This window comes from Cellvibrio sp. UBA7671 (genome assembly GCA_002483145.1).
Classification (GTDB): domain Bacteria; phylum Pseudomonadota; class Gammaproteobacteria; order Pseudomonadales; family Cellvibrionaceae; genus Cellvibrio; species Cellvibrio fibrivorans.
The window spans coordinates 21,213-41,173 of sequence record DLHJ01000016.1 but is presented as its reverse complement, the minus strand read 5'-3'; the positions used below and the strand labels follow the sequence as shown (position 1 = coordinate 41,173).

At 51.3% G+C, this 19,961-nt stretch carries 11 protein-coding genes; 6 read left to right on the top strand and 5 right to left on the bottom strand.

Annotation, left to right across the window (positions count from 1 at the left end; genetic code table 11):
• Positions 1 to 269: 269 nt before the first annotated feature.
• Entirely contained in the window at positions 270 to 3,554 is a 3,285-nt protein-coding gene (locus tag B4E62_RS16035) for a glycosyl hydrolase (protein ID WP_331352750.1), read from the bottom strand.
• Positions 3,555 to 3,881: 327 nt separating this feature from the next.
• On the opposite strand from B4E62_RS16035, the gene B4E62_RS16030 reads away from it, so the two are divergent.
• Both B4E62_RS16030 and B4E62_RS16025 read left to right on the top strand, forming a co-directional pair.
• Positions 3,882 to 6,635 carry a TonB-dependent receptor gene (locus tag B4E62_RS16030; protein WP_331352749.1) on the top strand — a complete coding sequence of 918 codons (2,754 nt, stop codon included), beginning with the start codon at positions 3,882 to 3,884 and terminating at the stop codon, positions 6,633 to 6,635.
• 38 nt (positions 6,636 to 6,673) lie between these two features.
• Positions 6,674 to 7,573, top strand: coding sequence for a hypothetical protein (locus B4E62_RS16025; protein ID WP_331352748.1), 900 nt, complete (start codon positions 6,674 to 6,676; stop codon positions 7,571 to 7,573).
• Between the two features lie 89 nt (positions 7,574 to 7,662).
• On the opposite strand, the gene B4E62_RS16020 is transcribed toward B4E62_RS16025, so the two are convergent.
• The 4 genes from B4E62_RS16020 to B4E62_RS16005 form a co-directional block, all read right to left on the bottom strand.
• Complete coding sequence (locus B4E62_RS16020) at positions 7,663 to 8,829, bottom strand: pectate lyase (protein ID WP_331352747.1); 1,167 nt, start codon at positions 8,827 to 8,829, stop codon at positions 7,663 to 7,665.
• A gap of 305 nt (positions 8,830 to 9,134) precedes the next feature.
• A complete protein-coding gene (locus tag B4E62_RS16015; protein ID WP_310068216.1) occupies positions 9,135 to 10,229 on the bottom strand; it encodes a glycoside hydrolase family 5 protein in 1,095 nt (364 codons plus the stop codon).
• A 116-nt stretch (positions 10,230 to 10,345) separates the two neighbouring features.
• Positions 10,346 to 14,254, bottom strand: a complete 3,909-nt coding sequence (locus B4E62_RS16010) for a translocation/assembly module TamB domain-containing protein (protein ID WP_331352746.1) — start codon at positions 14,252 to 14,254, stop codon at positions 10,346 to 10,348.
• Positions 14,255 to 14,274: 20 nt separating this feature from the next.
• On the bottom strand, positions 14,275 to 16,053 hold the full coding sequence (locus tag B4E62_RS16005; RefSeq protein ID WP_310068221.1) for an autotransporter assembly complex family protein: 1,779 nt from the start codon (positions 16,051 to 16,053) through the stop codon (positions 14,275 to 14,277).
• A gap of 187 nt (positions 16,054 to 16,240) precedes the next feature.
• Between B4E62_RS16005 and B4E62_RS16000 the strand changes: the two genes are divergently transcribed.
• From B4E62_RS16000 to B4E62_RS15985, 4 genes are all read left to right on the top strand, one after another.
• Positions 16,241 to 17,089, top strand: a complete 849-nt coding sequence (locus B4E62_RS16000; RefSeq protein ID WP_310068224.1) for a 23S rRNA (adenine(2030)-N(6))-methyltransferase RlmJ — start codon at positions 16,241 to 16,243, stop codon at positions 17,087 to 17,089.
• Between the two features lie 15 nt (positions 17,090 to 17,104).
• Positions 17,105 to 17,494 (top strand): hypothetical protein, encoded by a 390-nt coding sequence (locus B4E62_RS15995; RefSeq protein WP_331352745.1) that lies wholly within the window; start codon positions 17,105 to 17,107, stop codon positions 17,492 to 17,494.
• An 11-nt stretch (positions 17,495 to 17,505) separates the two neighbouring features.
• Positions 17,506 to 17,859 carry a DMT family protein gene (locus B4E62_RS15990; protein WP_310068228.1) on the top strand — a complete coding sequence of 118 codons (354 nt, stop codon included), beginning with the start codon at positions 17,506 to 17,508 and terminating at the stop codon, positions 17,857 to 17,859.
• Between the two features lie 143 nt (positions 17,860 to 18,002).
• Positions 18,003 to 19,937 (top strand): putative bifunctional diguanylate cyclase/phosphodiesterase, encoded by a 1,935-nt coding sequence (locus tag B4E62_RS15985; RefSeq protein ID WP_331352744.1) that lies wholly within the window; start codon positions 18,003 to 18,005, stop codon positions 19,935 to 19,937.
• Positions 19,938 to 19,961: the final 24 nt, after the last annotated feature.

Sequence of the window (19,961 nt, the reverse complement as noted above, 5' to 3'; positions counted from 1 at the left end):
AACTGCTTTTCTAGCCACTCCATAATCACAACTGACGCCTAAGGTGTCGTCCCACCTTGAAAAATACGCCAACCTGAGGCATATCACTTTTTGCGACTCTGGGTGGGAAGAGTTAATATTGTTATTTTTCAATAACTTAATTAATTTTTACGCATTACCAGGGGTGTGTAAGTTCTACACAACATAAAAAGTGGTACGCATAAAAAACCCCTGGCAGAGTTGGCTCTGGCAGGGGTCAGGTTTATCCCACTGGTTGTTTTAAGCGATAGTTACAACTTGGTAATCCGGAACCAGTTCAAATTCCACCCTGACTGCTGGGCAAAGATGCCAAAGCTGTGGGTGCCCGCATTCAAGGTCACCGTTTGGCTTACAGTCGTCCAGTTTTGCCAGCCACCAGTCGCCGGGATTGTCACATTGCCCAGCTGGATAGCACCTGCATTCAGGTCAGATGACAGCAATGAACCTGAAGGGCTGGCGACGCGGTATTCGATGCGATAGCTGCCGGTGGTCGGGATGGTGATATTGGCGTAGGCCATCCAATCACCTGCATCTATGTAAGACACGTTTTGACCGCCGTTAGTATCGGTGGTGGCTTCCGTCTGTACGCCGCTCATCGCCGTAAATGCTTCCGCCTGAACAAGCTGGCTGAACGCTGGAGCCGAGCTGGCTACAGAGCTACGGCTACTGGAAGCGGGAGTGCTGCTAGCGGGAGTGCTTGAGGTGCCGCCGGAGCAGCAACCGAATTGCACCCATGCGGTATCAATTGCACCTGCACCCTGGGCGATGGTGAAGAAGTAGCGCACGGTCGCACCTGCCGGAATGTTGGTCAGGGTATAGGTGTTGTTATTGCTCGCATTGGTCATGCGAATGTTTTGCTGCGCACCACCGTTGATGGTGTAGTGAATATCCGCCCAAGCCGCATTGTTCGCATGGAAACGCACGCTATTGCTGGTTAACACCGTGTGACCGTATGGTGTAGCAGCGACTGAACTGGCGACCGAACTCGGTGCTACCGATGATCTTGAGGATGGGGCAACACTGCTCGGAGGCACCGAACTTGGCGCTGAGCTGCTCGTACCACCACAACCAGCACCGCTGGATACTACCGATTGACCAGTGCGCTTCAAGGCATAGCCTTTCGCAGGAACAGAGAAGCTGGTGCCATCGGAGTAAGCCACGTTGATCGCTGCACAACCGAAGTTGTAGGCGATATAGGTCAGGATGCCATTCTTGTTGAATGCTACCGCCGCAGGGTGGTTAGCGGTCAGCGCACCAGTACCGGTCGCCAGATGACCCAGTTGTTTGTAGGTGTACACCCAGTGATAGGTGTGCGCTTTGGTCTCGCCTTCTTCCGGGATCAGATTGTTCAGGCCGTAGGCCAACATATCGTCCACCGCCGCCTGGCCGTTGGTCATGGACCAGATATTCCACCAGACATCGCGCCATTGGCCGTTGGGCAGGCCGGACGGTTTGCCGTTGGAAGACTCGCTCAAGCCCAAGGTCACATAGTTATTCAGGTAGCCAGGGTGTTGGCCGATATGCAGTACCAGCGGGCTGAGTGGCAGGCCTTGAATACCAAGGATGTGCGCGTAGGCACCGCTGAACCAGGTAGAGAACACATGGCCATTGCCCCAGATAATTGAGGTAGTCGGCTTGGTATAAGTCGAGGTGAAGTTGTCGTAATCGCCACCCAGACCTTTGTAGCGGTCGATGTTATTCCAGTATTCCCAGTAGGCCGCAGTCGATGAGGCATGCAGGTACATACCGCGCTCGGTAATGGCGTTGTTGCCGGTGATCATGCCGTAGAGGACGATGGCGCCATAAGCGTTAGCGGCTTCTGAAGTCGATTCGTTGTTGTTACCCAGGGCGAAGTTGGCGTGGCCAGATGCCCAGGAGAAACCGTAGGCAGGGTCAAAATTGCGCAGATAGGGGAACATAGCATCGTCGCGGCCAGCGGCATAATCGCGGATCAGCAACTCGACCATGGGGCCGTATTGGGTAGATCCACACCAGGCAGCATCGATACGGCAGATTTCCGCAGCGGCACGCACAAAGTAACCATAGTGGAAGTGGTGATCGTTCAGCTGTTGTTGCGCGCCGAAGGATTCATCAAACCCAAGCAAGGTGTTCCAGTTACTTTCGTAGGCGAAGTATTTGGTGGTATCCAGGGCGCCGGTAGTATTGGCGCGGAACCAATCCTGCAACTCAGCCTTGAGCCAGGCGATCATCTGGTTGGCTTCGGTGGTCATGCCGATGGAACGGGCAATCGCTGCGAGTTCAGCGACTTTGCCGTAGTTTTTACCGGCCCAGTAGGTGTCGGTCGCGGTGTTCCACTTGGATGTACCCTGATTAACAAATTCGGTCACCAGCGCGCGCAATTGGGTCGCGTTGTAATCGCCGATGTTTTCCGGGAAGTAAGGCAACACCCCCACATAAGGGATGGTGTAACTAAAGTTGCTGGTCGCCGCAAACTTGGTCACACCGCGCGCAGAGCGCACTTTGTAACTGGTGACGCCTTGCGTAGAGTTTTTCCAGTGCAAGGGCAAGAGGCCCGCCATAGTCGTCACATTGGCACCGTTGAATTGGTATTGGTGGCTGACGGTCACTTTGTTGGCCGCGCGATCAACGGTGTAGTTGATGTTCACTTTGTCTACGCGCTGGGCAGCGTACTGGGCAAAGGCTGAGATCATTGCCGCGTCCGGAGTACCGGTCAGCTGTGGCAACCAGGCCACCGTCATGCGCTTGGTACTGTTGTTAACACCGATGCTATTGGTATTCACACCGCTATAGGTGGTGGCATCGTGGCCGACAATCAGGAAGGCATTGCGGTTGCCCGCCACATCAGTCCAAATCCCCAGGTTGTTGCCACTTTGGTGGAACACACCCTTCTCGCCGCCATCAGCCGACTTGGTGCGAATAACCAGATTGCCCTGTAGGGCAGTGAAGTACACGTAGGGGGAGCCGTGCACGAAAGTCGCTTCCATTACGGCGGTAGCGCCGCTTTTCCATTGCACAGTGACCGAACCATCGCTGTAATCTTTCAGGAAGGCTTCCAGATTGGAATAGGCCGAGTTGCCAACCGCGATACCGTCAAATACTTCGCTGAACGGATCGGGAATTGAGTAGAGGGTATCGTTGGTACCGGTGCGCAGGCCACCGGGAATCCCCAGGATACGCACACCGCGCTCGGTGATACGTGCAGTGATCGGATCGGGGGTGATATAGCCAGAATCCGTTGAAGCACCGACCTTCATCTCACCCATAAACGGGATTGAACCCCACCAGCGGTGAGTCATGGTGGGCTTGGTGCTCGCGGGTGCGACTTCTTGCGGATACAGTTGGGTAGGCGCACCTATGGGATTACAACTGCTGACACCGGGCTTGACCACACCGGCATTGTGGATCCAGTTACCGTAATCGACGGTACATTTCCAGCCCGCGGTGTTAATGGTATCGCTGATATTACCGGCGCCATAATTGAGGATTGCAGATTGGCTCGCATGGGCAAAACCCAGCGCGCCCAGCAGAAGCAGGACTCGTTTGAATCGTTTCATATTAGTGACCCAATAATTGTTATTGATTATTTGAACCGGGAGCACAAGCGTCTCTGGTGGATTACTACGTCACTGTTATTGTTGTTAGATTCCTGTTGTCGGATTGCCCTGAGACTGGGGGGAAACTGTGCTCCAGTGTGGTTATCGTCTACCTGAAATTAAGTCCGGTCGTCCCATGTTGGCGCTAAAATGCAAACTGGGCCTGTTTCACTTTACGTTTTTGTGAAGAGGGAATGTTTGGTGACAGCTAATGCCAGCACATATTTCGGCTGCTATTCTTTAAGCGACTAGGCTTAGATCAGCCAGTTCATCCCCGGACCCCCATTTATGCCACCCAGTAATACGTTAATACGTTATCACCATCCAGAATTACCAATACCGGCCGCTTTGATGCTTCTGGCAGGCTTGGTGCTAACCTCTGGCAGCTACGCCCAACCCGCCAGCTCCATCGATGATTACCTGAATATGGACCTGAGCGAGTTGATGCAAACCCGCATTACCGGCAGCCATATCTCTGCTGCCAACGCCTCACCCACCGGCCCTATTACCCTGATTGACCGGGATACCATTGTCCGCACCGGCGCCACTTCACTGGAAGCACTGCTGCAACGCCTACCCCTATCGGCAGGTTATGCCGGCAACCAGAGCAACGCCTACTGGGCAGTCAATGGCAATGGCAGTACCCATGTCAATCTGCGCGGGTTAGGCATCAACCGCACCCTGGTCTTGCTTGATGGCCACCGTCTGGCCAATGGCGGCACCGGCGCCAACGCGGCGGTTGACCTGAATGCAATCCCTTTGGCACTGGTTGAGCGGATTGAAATTTTCCGCGATGGCGCCTCGGCAATTTACGGTGCCGACGCGGTCGCCGGGGTGGTTAATATCATCACCCGCACCGGGCTTGCAGGTGGTGAGGCCAGTGTCCGCTATGGTGAAACCAGCCAGCAGGATGGCGCCGAGCAAGCGACGCAAATAAGTTGGGGCACGCGCGGCGAACAGGGTTCGCTGCTGCTTAATCTCAGCCACTTCGAGAGCGACGCCGTAAACATGGCAGATCGTGCGCCCTGCGGCTTGGGTGAAGTCGCCGGCGAATTAACCTGCGTGGACAGCGGCAATACCATCGGCGGACGCGCCCGGCTCGCCAATGGCCAGCGCGTCAACTTCAACCAGACCGCGGGTGGCGACGGCGACTTTTACGAGCCCTACTCCGCCAGCAAACACAACTTCAATGCCAACTCCTATCTCAACGCCGTCAATCCGATTGCGCGCTTCAGTCTAAGTGGAAAAGGCGAATACCGGTTCGATGAGCAAACGCGGCTCACCTCCACACTTATCTACACCAAACGCGATTCAGAACAACTGGCCTCGCCCGGCACCCTGGGCACCAATCGCCCGATTTCACTGGCTGCTGATCACCCCACCAACCCGACCGGGCAGGCGCTGGTACTGGAGCGGAGGCGCTTGTTAGAGGCGGGTACGCGGGATTTTTATCAGGATGTGAATTACTACTATGGGCTGATTGGGTTGGAGGGCGCCTTCAACGATCTCTGGCACTGGCAGACCGCCATCAACTGGAGCCGCAATACCGGCACCGATGGCTGGACCAATGTCGCCAACCTCGATCGAGTCGAGCAATCGCTCGATACCAGTATCTGTAGCAATGCCCCCGGAGCCAGTATTCCCTGTGGTGACTACCTGGGCTATGGCGACCTGAGCCAGGAGCTGCTCGACTTCCTGATGCTCGATACCACCGACCATGGCGGCAATGAACAACAGAGCCTGAGTGCCAACCTGAACGGCGAACTGATGCAAGTCCCCGCTGGTGCGCTGATGCTGGCGACCGGACTGGAGCTGCGGCGCGACAAGGCCTGGCGTACACCCGATCCTCTCAACCGCGCCGGTATCGCCAACAACAATCCCCAAGAGCCGGTCATGGGGCAGCTAGAGGCGATCGAAGGATTTATTGAAGCCCAGGTTCCGCTTGTAAATAGATTGCGGGGTATTGAGTCATTGGAACTGAGCACCGCGGTGCGCTATTCCGATTACGATCAGTTTGGCGATACCACCAACTACAAACTGGGGCTCAATTGGCAGCTAACCCCCAGCCTGCAAGTGCGCACCAACCTCGCCAGTGCCTTTCGCACACCCAATATCCCCGAACTGTTTTCCGGCACCCAAGTACTCTTTCAAATCACCCGCGACCCCTGCAGTAACTGGAGCAACCTGCCCAGCAGCTCAGCTGTCTACCAGAACTGTCTGGCCGATGGTGTGCCTGCCAATTTCCAGCAGCTAACCACCAGCATCCCCACGACACTCGGCGGCAACGCGGACCTTAAACCGGAAGAGGCGCAAACCCGCACTCTGGGAATCCAGTGGCAACCGGCCTTCGCTGTGCCACTCACCCTCAGTCTGGACTACTTCAACATCAGTATCGACGAGGCCATTGTCACTATCGATGGCAATACCCGTCTCGCCGCCTGTTATAACTCCACTTTATTGTCCCTGCCGTTCTGCGGCGATCGGCACTTCACCCGCAATCCCAACTCCGGCGACGTCAACTTTCTCTCGACCCGTTTGATGAATGCTGCCCAAGAGGAACAAGAGGGCATCGATATTGGCGTATTTAGCGAATTTGCAGTGGGTAGCTGGCAGGCACGCCTGGATTGGGAGAGCAGCTATTTGCGCAGTTATGAAATCCAGCTCTACCAACAAGCGCCCAAAACCGAGTATGCGGGTAAGGTCACCAGCGGTCGCGGCAGCTATTTGCAGTGGCGCTCACTCGCTCGACTCACCCTGGAGCGCGGCGACTGGTCAGGCGCCTACAGCGTGCAATATCTGGATAGCGGCAAGCAGTTGGGCGCCCCGCCCGAAGCCATAGGCGCACGCCAGGAAAGCATTACCTACCATCATGTACAACTGCAATATCAGGCCAGCCAGGCGTTGCAGCTCGCCCTCGGCATCGACAACCTGTTCGACCAGCGCGCCCCTTACGTGGCCAGTTGGCTGGATGTGAATACCGATACCATGACCTATGATGTGGCCGGGCGCCGTGGGTATATCACTGCCCGACTAACCTGGTAGCGCCAGCTTATGAAGCCACCACTAAAGAGCGACTTATCGTGAAATACGTCCTGCTCCTATCTATCTTGCTGATGGCGCTGCCCACACTGGCCGCGCCCTCATCGACTACAGCAAAAGCGCCCCCGGAAGATGCCACCACAACGCCGAATCCGATTGTAGTGCGTTACTACGACCGCGGCGCCAAAGATGCGCGCCACGCCTACAAATTTGAATTGATTGCCAAAATCCTGGATGTGACCCGCGCTGAATTTGGCGAGTACCAACTCGTCCCCTTTGGTGAGGAGCCCAGTGCCAAACGCCAGGCATTGCTAATCAGCGAGGGCAAAATCCTCAACCTGCTCTGGGCGTCACCGGGCACAGTGATCGCGCGCGCCGATGTGATTACTGTACCGGTCGATATACTGCGCGGCCTGCTCGGCTATCGCGTGTGCCTGATCAATCCCGCCAACTTTCCCGCTAGCGATAAATTACACTCGCTCAACCAATTGCAAATCGCCCAGGGGCTCAACTGGGCCGATGTGGAAATTTACAAACACAATGGCATCCACCCTAAACAGGCGCCCACCTTTGAAGCACTGTTTGAAATGCTTGCCGCCAAACGTTTTGAATGCTTACCACTGGGGGCTGACGAGGTGATGTACACCTGGCGCGACCAGAAAGCCAAGTTCCCGTTTTTAGCGGTAGAACCACATGTGTTGATCTACTACGACTATCCAATTTATTTGCACATCAGCAAACAATTTCCAGAGTTGGCGCAGCGGGTGAAATTGGGTTTGCAAAAACTGCAGCGCAGCGGTGAGTTTGATCGGTTATTCAAACAGCATCACGCCGCTGATATAGCGCAGTTGCATCTCAACCAACGCAAAATATTTTGTTTGAAATCGCCCTACTTACCTGAACAGGGTCAATGCGAAAAACCCCTGAACTTTCCAAAATAATGCAGTTGCCCAGATGCCGTGCCCACATAAAAAAACTGCCCAATCTTTGCAGATTGGGCAGAAGCGATGCGCTACGGACGACGAAGCGCTTAGGGAATGGGGCAAGATCCCGCACAAGCAGAGGTATTCATTTGGCTGACACCGAGCAAGGTCACATCGGCTTGGCGTACATCACAATTGGGAGTATCAAACTCCACACCGAGCGCCGAACTGCTGCCTGAACCTTTCACTACACCTTTGTACACCTGGCAGATTTTGGTCTTCGAGGTGCCACTGTTGTTCAGTGTTAAATTGCGAATCGTGGCGGTATCACCAAAGTTGGTATTGATACCCACAATCGTGCTGACATCGCGCGTAATCACATCGTTGATCACAATCTTGCGCGGGCCACCGTTGTTGGTGCAGTCGCCACAGGTGCGCGCCAATTTACCTGCGCTTTGCACATAGAATTTGCTGATGTGCAATTCGCCGCGACCATTAAATTGGAAAGTTTTGTCCGAACCATTGAAGGCTGCACCGCAGGTCACATTCATGATGGTTCCCGCTGGTCCCATTGCCGTTGCTGCATCCTCACCGATGTCTTCCCACCACACATGATCGATGGTGCAGTTGCCTTTACAGTGGATACCATCAGCAGCTGCAGAACCGATAATGACATTGCGCACCACCCCGCCTTCCTGCACATCAAACAACGGTGGTTGGCCTTCGCCCTGACCACCACCAGAAAGGTTGTAGCGCTTATTTAAACCATCAAACACTTCACCTGCGACAACAACACGTGTAGCCGGCAATTGCACAGTTTCTGTCGGCTCGGGTTTTTCACAACCCGGATAGTAACTACCGACCGGAGGATTGGTCACGGAACTGGATGACGAACTGGCCACAGAACTTTTCACGCTACTAACTGAACTTTTTGAACTGGGTGCCGAGCTGGGCGCACTGCTCACTACCGGTTTGCTGGATGACGACTGCGCAGGTACAGAGCTGCTTGAATTTGTGGTGCGCGCTATCGAACATTCATTTACGCCACCGGCAACGCGCGCGCCAAATACCGCTTCAGAGCACACAAAACTGCCCGACAATAATTTATAGGTAAATTTATCCGCGCGGCCAAAGGCCACCGTCGTTGCATTCGCAACCGAACAGGTTTTATTTTCAGAACAGATAGTGACATAGCCCGCGGGGCGATTCGCCGCTAGCGCACTGGATGCGAGCGTGGCGAGCACCAGCCCGGACAATAAAATTTTGATACGCATAAAAAATCCCTCGATGAAATTTAGTAGGCTGAGCTTTCAAGCGAAAACTACTGCCGCAAAAACACATGAGGTATTGAACCAACAGAAACTGCAAAAACTGGGAGACCACGCCGACTAACACATTATTTCATTATTGTTATTGGAACTATTGCCGCTGTAGCAACAAGTGTCGGCGAGTCTACGCGCTCGCCGCAAAAAAACAATTGTACTTAAGTGACAATGTGTGAAATCAGGACGCAGCACACAAGATGATTGTGTGCTGCCTCTTGCTTTCATAGATTGTAAGGAAGGGGGTTATATAAAAACTATTTCTTATTTTCGCGCTGCATGACTTCGCGGAAATGCTTGCCTTGCATGGTTGGCTCGTAGGTGTTGTAGTCGGTAAACAGTTGCGGCGACCAATCCGGATCAAATACCCAAGCCACCCAACTAATACCTTTATCGCCAAAATAATCAGTGATGCGTTTGCCGTATTTACCATCGTCAATCACCGGAATATGCGCGCCTTTATCGGTTGCTAACTGGTAGCCAATTTCAGTGGCGAACACCGGGTATTTATCCGCGAGAAAGCCAAAATCACGCGTCCAATTTTTTTCGTAGGGAGCGCCCACTTTCATCGGATAAGGATGGCTGACATAAGCCACATTCTCGCGCTCGATTGGTGCAGTCGCCACCGGGGTCAAATCGTAAGCCCAATTAAACCCTGCAACGAGTGAAATCGCATTGGGGTTGTGCGCTTGGATCACCGTGATAATTTCTTCGTTGATCGCCTTCCACTCCGCCCAGCTCACCACCCCTAAACGGCCACTAAATACCGTCGGCTCATTAAAAATTTCATAGAAAGCCACGGCATTTACACCGGCGTAGCGTTCGGATACGGTGCGCCAGAAATCGTTGGTTTCACCTTTATCGGTGTAATAGGAATTGTTTTGGAACATTTGCGATTTGAGATTGCCGATCGAGTGCCAATCGATAATCACATACATACCCAATTCATTCGCCCAGATAACGGTTTGGTCGAGGAGTGCCAAATAGGCTTTTTTACCCTGCTTGCGCCAGGCCGATGGATGTACCGGCACACGCACCACATTAGCGCCCCAGGCCTTGATCACTTCAAAATGTTTTTTGGTAAAGCGTTTGTCATTGGCGATTTTATCCGGGTCGGCAATATTCACCCCGCGAAAAATCACCACATTGCCCTTGGCATCGACAAATTTATTGCCCTGCACTTTTACCAATGAAAGTTGCTGGGTGATTTTGCTTTTATCAAACGCGGGAATATCCGTTGCGTTCCACCAACCGCTGGCGTTTTGCCAGGCATCGTCGGCCAGCACATTTGCACTGATAAAAATAAACAGCGGAAATAAAAATAGCTTCAAATAGTGATGCGGGGATTTCATAGCAGCGCCTCGTAAGTTCTTATTGGGTATATGTGTGAGAGGCGCTAGAAATAACATAAATGAAAACACAATGCAGCGTGAATAACGCAAGTTTACCCGCTTGGGTGCAGGATACTTTAGCGCTCGATTTTATATACCACATCCACACTTTGGGTTTCACCGGACTCAGCTTCCAGGCGCAAATGCTTGGTCAGTTGATATTCCATACCCAAACTAAAGGCGCGATCAAAAATGCCCACCACATAACGCACTAACAGTTTTGGCGTGAGATATTTGCCAATAAACAATTGGCTTTGATCAATACCTTCGTCCGATTTCACTTCGAGCTCATCGAGCCGGAATAACTGGGTAATTTGCGATGCGATGGAGCCATCGGAATCCACACCCAATCCACTCATCGCCCCAAGCAGCACTGATGCGTCAGCCCTGGTCACATCATTGGCTGGCTTGCCGGTGAGCAACATCATCATCGCCTGGCTTTCAGAGCGGGTCGGCACGGAAAAAACATGGGCAATTGGGCGCTGCAAGGTACCGCCAATTTCCAGGCCTACTTTGGTTTCATCGTCATCTTTAATGACGCGTGAGGCGCGAATATCCAGCCCCGGATTTTCATAAGGTCCCTGAAATACCAAACGGCCGCGATCAATGGTCAAGGTCTGCCCGTAAGCTTTATAACTACCGTCGGCCACACTCACATAACCACTGGTAAAAAATTGCCGTCCGGATTCTTTTAACAAACTTAACTTGCCCGACAATTTACTGTTTAAACCAAACCCTTTGAATTGAACATCATCGCCCAGCGACAATTTTAAATTGGTAAAAAATTCGATGGGCGGGGCTTCACCATCCGTTGAGAAATTTTCATTCACTATCACCGCATCGTTCGATACCTGGACGGCGGATTCCGGCAAACGTTTGATATTGGCGCGCGCCCAGGGAATAACGGCCTCGCCTGAGATGTGCATCGCCTCGCGATTCGCGGTGAGTTTAAGATCGGGGCTGAGCGTTGCTTTTAATTGCGGTAGCGAGATCACTTTAAAATCGGCGCCATTGATAAACCCCTGCAGGTTCCAATCGGGTGTACCGAATTGATGTAAATCGCCCACCAGCGATAAACGCCCGTCACCGGATTGCAATTGGCTCACCAGATTAATATCACCCGCTTGGGTGGAGTTAATCTGCAATTCAATATTGGTGAGGTCCAACCCCAGGCGCGGCAAATTAGCCGTGCCATTGCGCAGGCTAATATCGCCCAGTACGTAAGGCTTGGTAAAACTTCCGCCTGCGGTTAAATCCGCGCGGAAATCACCTTTCACATCGTTGGCATAAGTCAGCAGTGTTTCCAGCGGAGCAAGGTTGTCAAATCGCGCCTGCAATTTGCCATTGTTAATTTTTTTCTGCGCCAAATCCAATTGGCTATTTGCATCGATATTGCCATAGCCAACCCACTCCATTCCGGCAACAACATCGAGCAATGCTTTATCCAACGTCGCACGCACACCAAAATTTCGCCAGGCGTAAACTTCCGTAGTGCCACCAGAATATTGGTAGCGCAACTCGGCATTGCGCGTGCTGATATTGGTACTGACCTGGGTGTTTGCGAGCGAAAAATCCTGGCTGGTTGCATGCAGCGAGCCGTCCATCACACCGGCGAAATACACTTCCACTTTAAAGAGCGCGAGAAATTGGCGCAGAGGAACAGAATCCACCAGCACATTTAATTTCGCACCTGTGGTTCGCGCCCACTCGCCATCAATACACAATTGCGGCAGCGAATATTTTTCTATGCCAGACGAAGGCAACGCGTGATGCTGATCCAACCATGCATAGGGGCTTTTAACCGGCGATTGATTGGGCAGCCACTCGCCGATCAATTGTTCGCGCTCTAACAGTTCCGCATTTTCCACCACCGCTGTTAAATTGCTGCGTGTGGTCAAACACTGTGTGCCCAACTGCACTGAGGTTTTATTGACGCGAATCGGTTTACTGCCGGTGAGCCACCAACGCGGTACACGCTTTGCCTTGATCGCTAGCTGCGTTAATTTGCCTTGCCATTCGCTGCCATCATAATTGCCCACCAATTTAAAATCCGCATGGCCATAGGCCGTACTTTTTATCACTGCAGCTAATTGATGTTGGTTAATGGAACCTGTGCCATCAAGCTTGAGGGTAGAAAAACGTTGCTGAGCAACGCGCAACTGTTTGGCATTAAACGCCAGCACATAATGTTCATTGACGATTTCACTGACTATGCCAGCCAAGCCATTTTCATCCGCTGGCTTTTGCGGTGTTGGATCTGTAATTTTTTGAGTAGTATTTTTTTCCGGCGCTGCTTTTTCCTGGATTATTTTTTTCGAGACAGTTTTTTCCGGGGCTATTTTCCCCGAGACTGTATCAGCCAATGCCGGAATTAATGAAAGGTCGAGTTTGTCGACGGCATAATTGCCCCAGGAAAATTTTACTGCACTTGCCTGCATTTGCACGCGCGGTTTTTTCCAATCGCCACGCAATTCACCGCTGCTGATCACACTGCCGTTCAGGCTTTCATCCAACTGCTGCAGCAAAGGCGCATTGAGATTCCAATCGAGATTAAACTGTTCACCAATTGCACCGTTCACTTGCAAACGGTTAGCGCCCACAATCACATTGAAGGCATCGCTACGCAGCGCATTTTTTTCAAAAAATACGTCGCCTTCGCCACGGACATTAACGCCGCGCAACTCGCCCGACAATTGGAAATCCTGTAGCGCCGCTTGCCATACACCCCCAGTGCGCGCGCCGCTGGTGGTAAAAGACAGGTTGATATCGCTCGACCAATCGTCAATCACGCTGGCGAGATTTAACCGTTTTGCATCGGCATTCACTTGCCATTCCACGTGTGGCAACCAGCGCACATCACCGCTGAGCTGCAATCCGGTTTCCTTATCGCTGCCCGCTGCAACGCTGGCAGAATCCGCTGACGGATCAAGCACTGCATTAGGGTCTGAGGTAATGACCTTGTGCAATTCGCGGATAAATAAATTGCTGACGTTAATTTTTTCCAAATCGCCATTGGCCGCTGCGGTAATCGCCAATGCAGGCGCTTCGGGTAAATGAATATCGCCATCCAGCTGTGCAGTGTATTGCCGCCAAGTGCCGGTTGCCGTTAATTTTCCATTAGTGATAGGTAGTGGCTGGGCAGGAATCCACCAGAGTGCGGGCAAGGTTTGCTGTTGCCAACGTAATAACAGCGTCATAGGTGGAGTTGTCTGCAGCTGTTGTTTTTTATCGACCAACTGCACGGTAGCATCAGCACTCAACACCACCGGCAAACTGAGTTGGTTGTGCAATTGCAAATCAACCAAATCCCCCTTCAGCTCAGTTACGCCCATATAGGCAAGGGGGGCTGCACCGTCCGCGTCTAGCGGCTGAGCTTGCCATTGCCACTGCAGCATTGCTTCGGTGTCATAGGGAAAACGTAAATTAGTTGTGCCACTTAAATGAAGTGCATAGTCGGCGTGTTGCAACGCGAGGTTGTCATAGCGCAGATGAAAGGTACCCAGCCCCAGCGAGCCACTTAATTTTTTCCAGTGCAAATGCGTAGCGCCTTGCACGTAATCAATATTAGTAACCGTCAATTGGTCGAGGCGAATACGCACCGGTAAGGCAAGGGATGGCCATTGACTGAAGGGTTGTGCGGTGGATTTTTTTTCGCTTGCAGGCGGAACTTGAATTAATACTTTTTTTGCGCGTAACGATTGAATGGATACCGCACTGTAAAGCAAGGCTGCGGGGCGCCAGCGAAATGAAATCTGCTCCGCGCGATAGTGGTGTTCGCCTTGGGCGTAATCAATAAAATCGATATCCAGACCGCTGCGCAAATTGCCCGACATATCACCCAGGCTAATATCCACCAAACTGGCGATACGTGTGACTACCCAACGGCTGCCGGTTTCAGTTTCAACCAGCGCGCTGATGCTGGCGAGCAAAATTATTATCAGCGCCAGCAGACTAAACAAAAAACTGCGTGCTTTTCGTAACATCATATGCAAAACATCAGCGTGCATTATAGATCCGGCCCCATGCTGATATGCAGGCGCCAGCCTTCGTCGCCATCCAAGGCTTTGGCCACATCAATGCGGATGGGGCCTATGGGCGAAATCCAGCGCGCGCCTACACCGGCGCCGCGCTTGACCTCAATTTTGGTATCGTTAGCCGCATTACCCGCATCAAAAAAAACGGCAGCAGCCCATTTGGAATCCTCAAACCGGTAATCGTATTCGATGCTGTTTACCAGCAGGTTATTACCACCAATCACTTCATCAGCCAACTTCGGATTTTCCAACGGCCCGGTAAAACCGCTGAAATCGCGGGTCGGCCCAAGGGATTTATAATCATAACCGCGCACACTGGCGTCACCACCGGCAAAAAAACGAACCGATGCAGGCAGCTCACTGAAATCGTCCAGCTGGGTTGTACCCAATTCCGAACGCAATAAAATCCGTCCGAATGAAAAACCTTTTATATATTTTGCGCGCAGATGCAATTGCACAAAACTAAAATCCGAGCCCAGACTTTGCGGTGAACCGGATAATTTTGCCAACAGCGTCCAACCCGATAACGGATAGGGATTGCCATCTGTTTTGGTGCGCGTAATCGATACCGAGGGGATAATCAAATCGGTACTGGTTTCCGGGTCTGTACCAATGGTGGAATCTTCCCGCTCATAATCCAGCGCATAGGTTTGCAGCCATTTATTATCCTGATAATAGGTATAGCTGGTGCCGTAAGTATCCTTGTAACTGCGCGTGGTATCGGTAATTTCTTTTTCATAACCGGTGTAAATGCGCAAAAATTCATAGGCTGGGCGGCGCATGGGAATGGTGTAGGCAAGCAGTGCGTTAGTTTTCTTTTCAGCGGCATTAATATCGGCGGCAATGGAATGTCCATTCGAATTGACATAGCGGTCCTCAAAGCCCAACAACACGCGCGGCCCCGCGTCCGTATCCACACCGGCACCCACGGAATATTCGCGGCGCTTGCGCGCTTCCAGCTGCATGTCAACGGTGACCTTGTTATCTTTTAATTCCTGCAGGTTAGGTGCAATACTCGCCACCGAAAAATAATTGCTGGCGTTGTATAAATTTTTTAATTCGAGTAATTGGTCTGAATCGTAATAATCGCCTTCCGCGAAATTAAAATAACGCCGCAAAAAACTCTCGTTGAGAATATCGTGCTGCAAATTAATCGCGCCGATACGGTAGCGATTACCGGTGTTATACACCAATTCAATAATGGCTGATTTCTCTTCGGTATTAATGGATATCCGGGAATGCTCAAAAGTCGCATCAAAATAGCCGTGGATTGCCGCCAAGGTGCCAAAGCGCGCTTTCAAGGCTTCATAATTGCCATGATTTAATTTATTGCCAATCTTGATGCCGGGTTTCTCGTAGAGACTTTTAAAAATATCGTCCTGCCTGCCCTCGCCGTTAATCTCGATGCGCACCTCTTTAACGCGCACCGGCTCACCGGGAGTGAGCGTGATATCCAAGCCCCAACACTCTTTATCGTTGCGCAATTTAGCTTCATATTCGAGTTCGTAGTAACCCAGCGCCTGTGCAGCGACCGCAATTTCATTTTCAGCATCGGTGAGCAGCGCGTGCAAACGCCACAAGGGCGTTTTACAACTCTCGTCAGCGAGGGTGAGGTGTTGGCGAATATTTTCGCGCAGGCTTTTGGTGCCGCCTTCAAGCTCGATCTCAGGTTCCGCCGCCATAAGTGGCAAGGCAACCAGCGCAAGCAAGAGCGCAAATCCGCGCGCAAAGGGAGAGACAGAAGTCAGCAATTCCGGATTCTTCTTGGTGTGGTGGGGTCAGGCGCTACTTTAACTGCTAAACCCCACGGCTAAAAGGCTTCTTTTGTGACAATCTTGTAGGGGCAATTGTTCCTGCAGGTCGCTATAATTCAGCTCCTTGCGCTGCGCTGGAACTATTCCTTGCCGCAGCCACACCGCTTATCGTTGGAATTTCTTTATGCTCAGCTATCGCCACGGCTTTCACGCCGGTAATTTTGCCGATGTACTCAAACACACAGTGTTGGTTCACATACTGGAGTACATGACCCAAAAAGATAAACCGCTGCGTATTATTGATACCCATGCCGGTGCGGGCGTATACAAATTGAACGGGCCACAAGCGCAAAAAAATCGCGAATTTGATAATGGTATTGGCCATCTGTGGTCAACCGCACAGACGCCGGCGGCAATCACCCGCTTGCTGGATTTGGTACGGACTATTAATGACGGCAAACAATTGCAACTCTATCCGGGCTCGCCATTAATTGCACAAACATTGATGCGCCCGATTGACCGTTTGTTTTTGCATGAATTGCATCCCGCCGATTTTCAATTTTTGCGCGATTGCATGCGCGACGATAAGCGCATTAAAGTAGAACATGAAGATGGCTTTGCCGGCCTGCAAGCCCTGCTGCCGCCACCGGAGCGTCGCGCTCTGGTACTGCTCGACCCTTCCTACGAAGTGAAAAGTGATTACCAACATTTGATCAAACAATTACTACAGGCGCACAAACGTTTTGCCACCGGCACCTACGCGATTTGGTATCCGGTCGTGCTGCGCCAACGTATTGATGAAATGGAACTGGCATTAAAAAAATCCGGCATTAAAAATATTCAGTTGATGGAATTTGGCCTGCGCGCCGATAACCCTGAATACGGTATGACATCGAGCGGGATGATTGTGATTAACCCGCCCTGGACACTCTGGGGTGCAATGGAAGAAACATTACCCTGGCTGGCCGAAAATCTCGGCGGCGAAACAGGCGAAGCCTTTTATCGCCTGGAACAATTAGTACCTGAAAAATAATGAGCGCACATTTTTATGACTAGCACAAAACCATCAGAGACCTTCAGCCAAGCAAAACGCGCGGCAATTTTATCGGCAACGATTTTCCCCGGTGCAGGCCTATTTTTTTTACGTCACCACTTGCGCGGTTGCATCTTTGCTATTCCCGCAGCGCTGGTGATTATTATGCTGTTCAAAAATTTATTTGCCGTTGCATTCAAACTCAATGAACAGATGGCTGCTGAAATCGAAAAAGGCAATATGGCAATCGATATCGGCCACATGTGGAATTCACTCCACGGCGCAATGTTTACATCACCTTATTGGGAGCAAGGTAAGTGGATATTATTAGCTAGTTGGATCTTGAGTATTATCAGCTCTTATTTCGCCGGCAAAAAAGCCGATCTGGCCAAGCACACAGAGTAATCGGAGCCTCCATGCAAGCCTCATTAATTTCTATCGGCCTATTGTTTTGCAGCAATATTTTTATGACCTTTGCCTGGTACGCACACCTCAAAGAGTTGAACCACAAACCCTGGATCATTGCTGCACTGATCAGCTGGGGCATAGCCCTGTTTGAATATTTATTGCAGGTGCCCGCCAACCGGATTGGCTATACCGTGATGAGTGTCGGCCAATTAAAAATTTTGCAAGAGGTCATCACCCTGAGCGTATTTGTCCCCTTTGCTGTGTTTTATATGAAAGAGCCGCTGAAGCTGGATTACCTCTGGGCAGGCTTATGCCTTTTGGGTGCAGTTTTCTTTATGTTTAGAGACAAAATGTCAGGATAAAACCGGCTGCCGCTGTAGCACTCTGGCATAAATCAGCTATACATAAAGTTGACCTCGGATTAGCTCGTTGGAAAAACCCACTTTTATGGAGATACGCTGTATTCCCGCAGGTTAGCCAGACTTACCAACTCCAGGGTGTTAGCGTGCACAATCAAAACTCCAATAAATCTTCTCGCACTCAGGTTCATGTACATCAGCCATCTCTTGCCTATCAGGATTTTGGCCGACAAAAAATCAAACGGCTCGTCCAAATCCTGCGCATCACCCAGATCGCCCTGCTACTCGTCAGTATTATTACCATCAGTGCCGGCCGCTATAGCGATGCCATTGTCATGCTCGCTACCGGTATTTTTTTATTCAGTGTGGATTGGGCGATTCATAAAAAACACCCGGTGACTGGCGCTGCCATTTTTTTATTGTCACTCACGCTCATGCTCTCTTATCTCATTTGGGTCGGTAGCGGCATTCGCGATAGCGCGGTGCTGGGCTATAGCGGCGTATTGATTTTTGCAGCCATGCTCGGCAATAAACGCCTGCTGCTGGTACTACTATCGATTATGGTGGCCGTGTTGATGGCTATTGCCTATGTCAATGAATACGGCATCGTCCTCAACCAGATCGAACCTATCAATTTAGCGACCGGCACCATCACTATTGTGATTCTCACTGTGATTGGTTTTGCAGTCTGGATGCTTGCGCACGACTACCGCGGCGCACTGGATGAACTCGCGCGCGAAAACGAACGCGTCAAAACCGCCAAAAGCCATATCGAACATATGGCGATGCATGACCCCCTCACCGGTTTGCCCAACCGCATTATGGCGCAGCATAATTTCGACAGCATTTTTCAAAAGGCGCAAGCACAGAAACAATTGCTGGGCATTATTTTTATTGACCTGGATAACCTCAAACCGATTAACGATTCACTTGGCCACCAAGCGGGCGATCAAATTTTAAAAGAAGTAGCGTTGCGCCTATTGAGTTACACCAAAAAAGTCGATTTGGTATGCCGCTACGGTGGCGATGAATTTATTGTATTTATGCCCCACATCAACTCCGCCGATGAAGTATCGCAAGCGAGTCTGGAGATTTTGCAGTTAGTGTCAGAGAATTATCTCTATCGCAATATTGAAATTTTTTGCACCTGTTCGATTGGTATTGCACTCGCACCGCAAGATGGCGAAGACCTGGATACGCTGATAAAAAAAGCCGATATCGCCATGTACCACTCAAAAGATTCCGGGCGCAACAGCTTCCGCTTTTTTAACCCAGCCATCAGCCGCAATATGCTGGAGCACATCAGTTTAATTTCCGGTATGCGCAAGGCGCTGCAAGAAAACCAATTCAGTTTGTACTATCAACCTAAAATTGATTTGCAAACCAACGATATCTGCGGCCTGGAGGCGCTGTTACGCTGGCATCACCCGGAACAAGGTTTCATTCCACCAGCAACGTTTATTCCGCTCGCGGAATCGTCCGGTTTAATTATTCAATTAGGCGAATGGGTTATCATCGAAGCCTGTGAGCAAGCCAAGCGCTGGTATGATGAAGGCATTTTGCAATTTGCTGTTGCAGTCAATATTTCATCGATCCAATTCAAGCGCGGCAATATCGATGCGATTGTTTTAGGCGCGCTCTCTACCAGCGGCTTACCGCCGCAATATCTGGAACTGGAACTCACCGAATCATTATTGATTGAAGACAGCGACCGCCTCGCCAATACATTATCGAGTTTGCGCGCAGAAGGTGTGCATTTATCGATTGATGATTTCGGCACTGGCTATTCCAATCTGGGCTATTTGAAAAAATTTGAAGTGGAAGCACTTAAAATCGATCAATCCTTCGTACGCAAAATGGATGATGAAACCGGTGATGCCGCCATCGTCCGCGCCATCATCCAAATGTCAGCCAGCCTCGGTTTAAAAACCATCGCCGAAGGCGTAGAAGACGCTAGCACCGCTGCCCTCTTACGCAGCCTGGGCTGCACGCAAGCGCAGGGATATTTTTGGGCACGACCAATGCCCGCCAATGAAGTCGCGGGTTTTGTGGAGTTTTGGCGCAAAGATAATTCAAGTTAAGTTAGATTACACAGGCAGGCCACC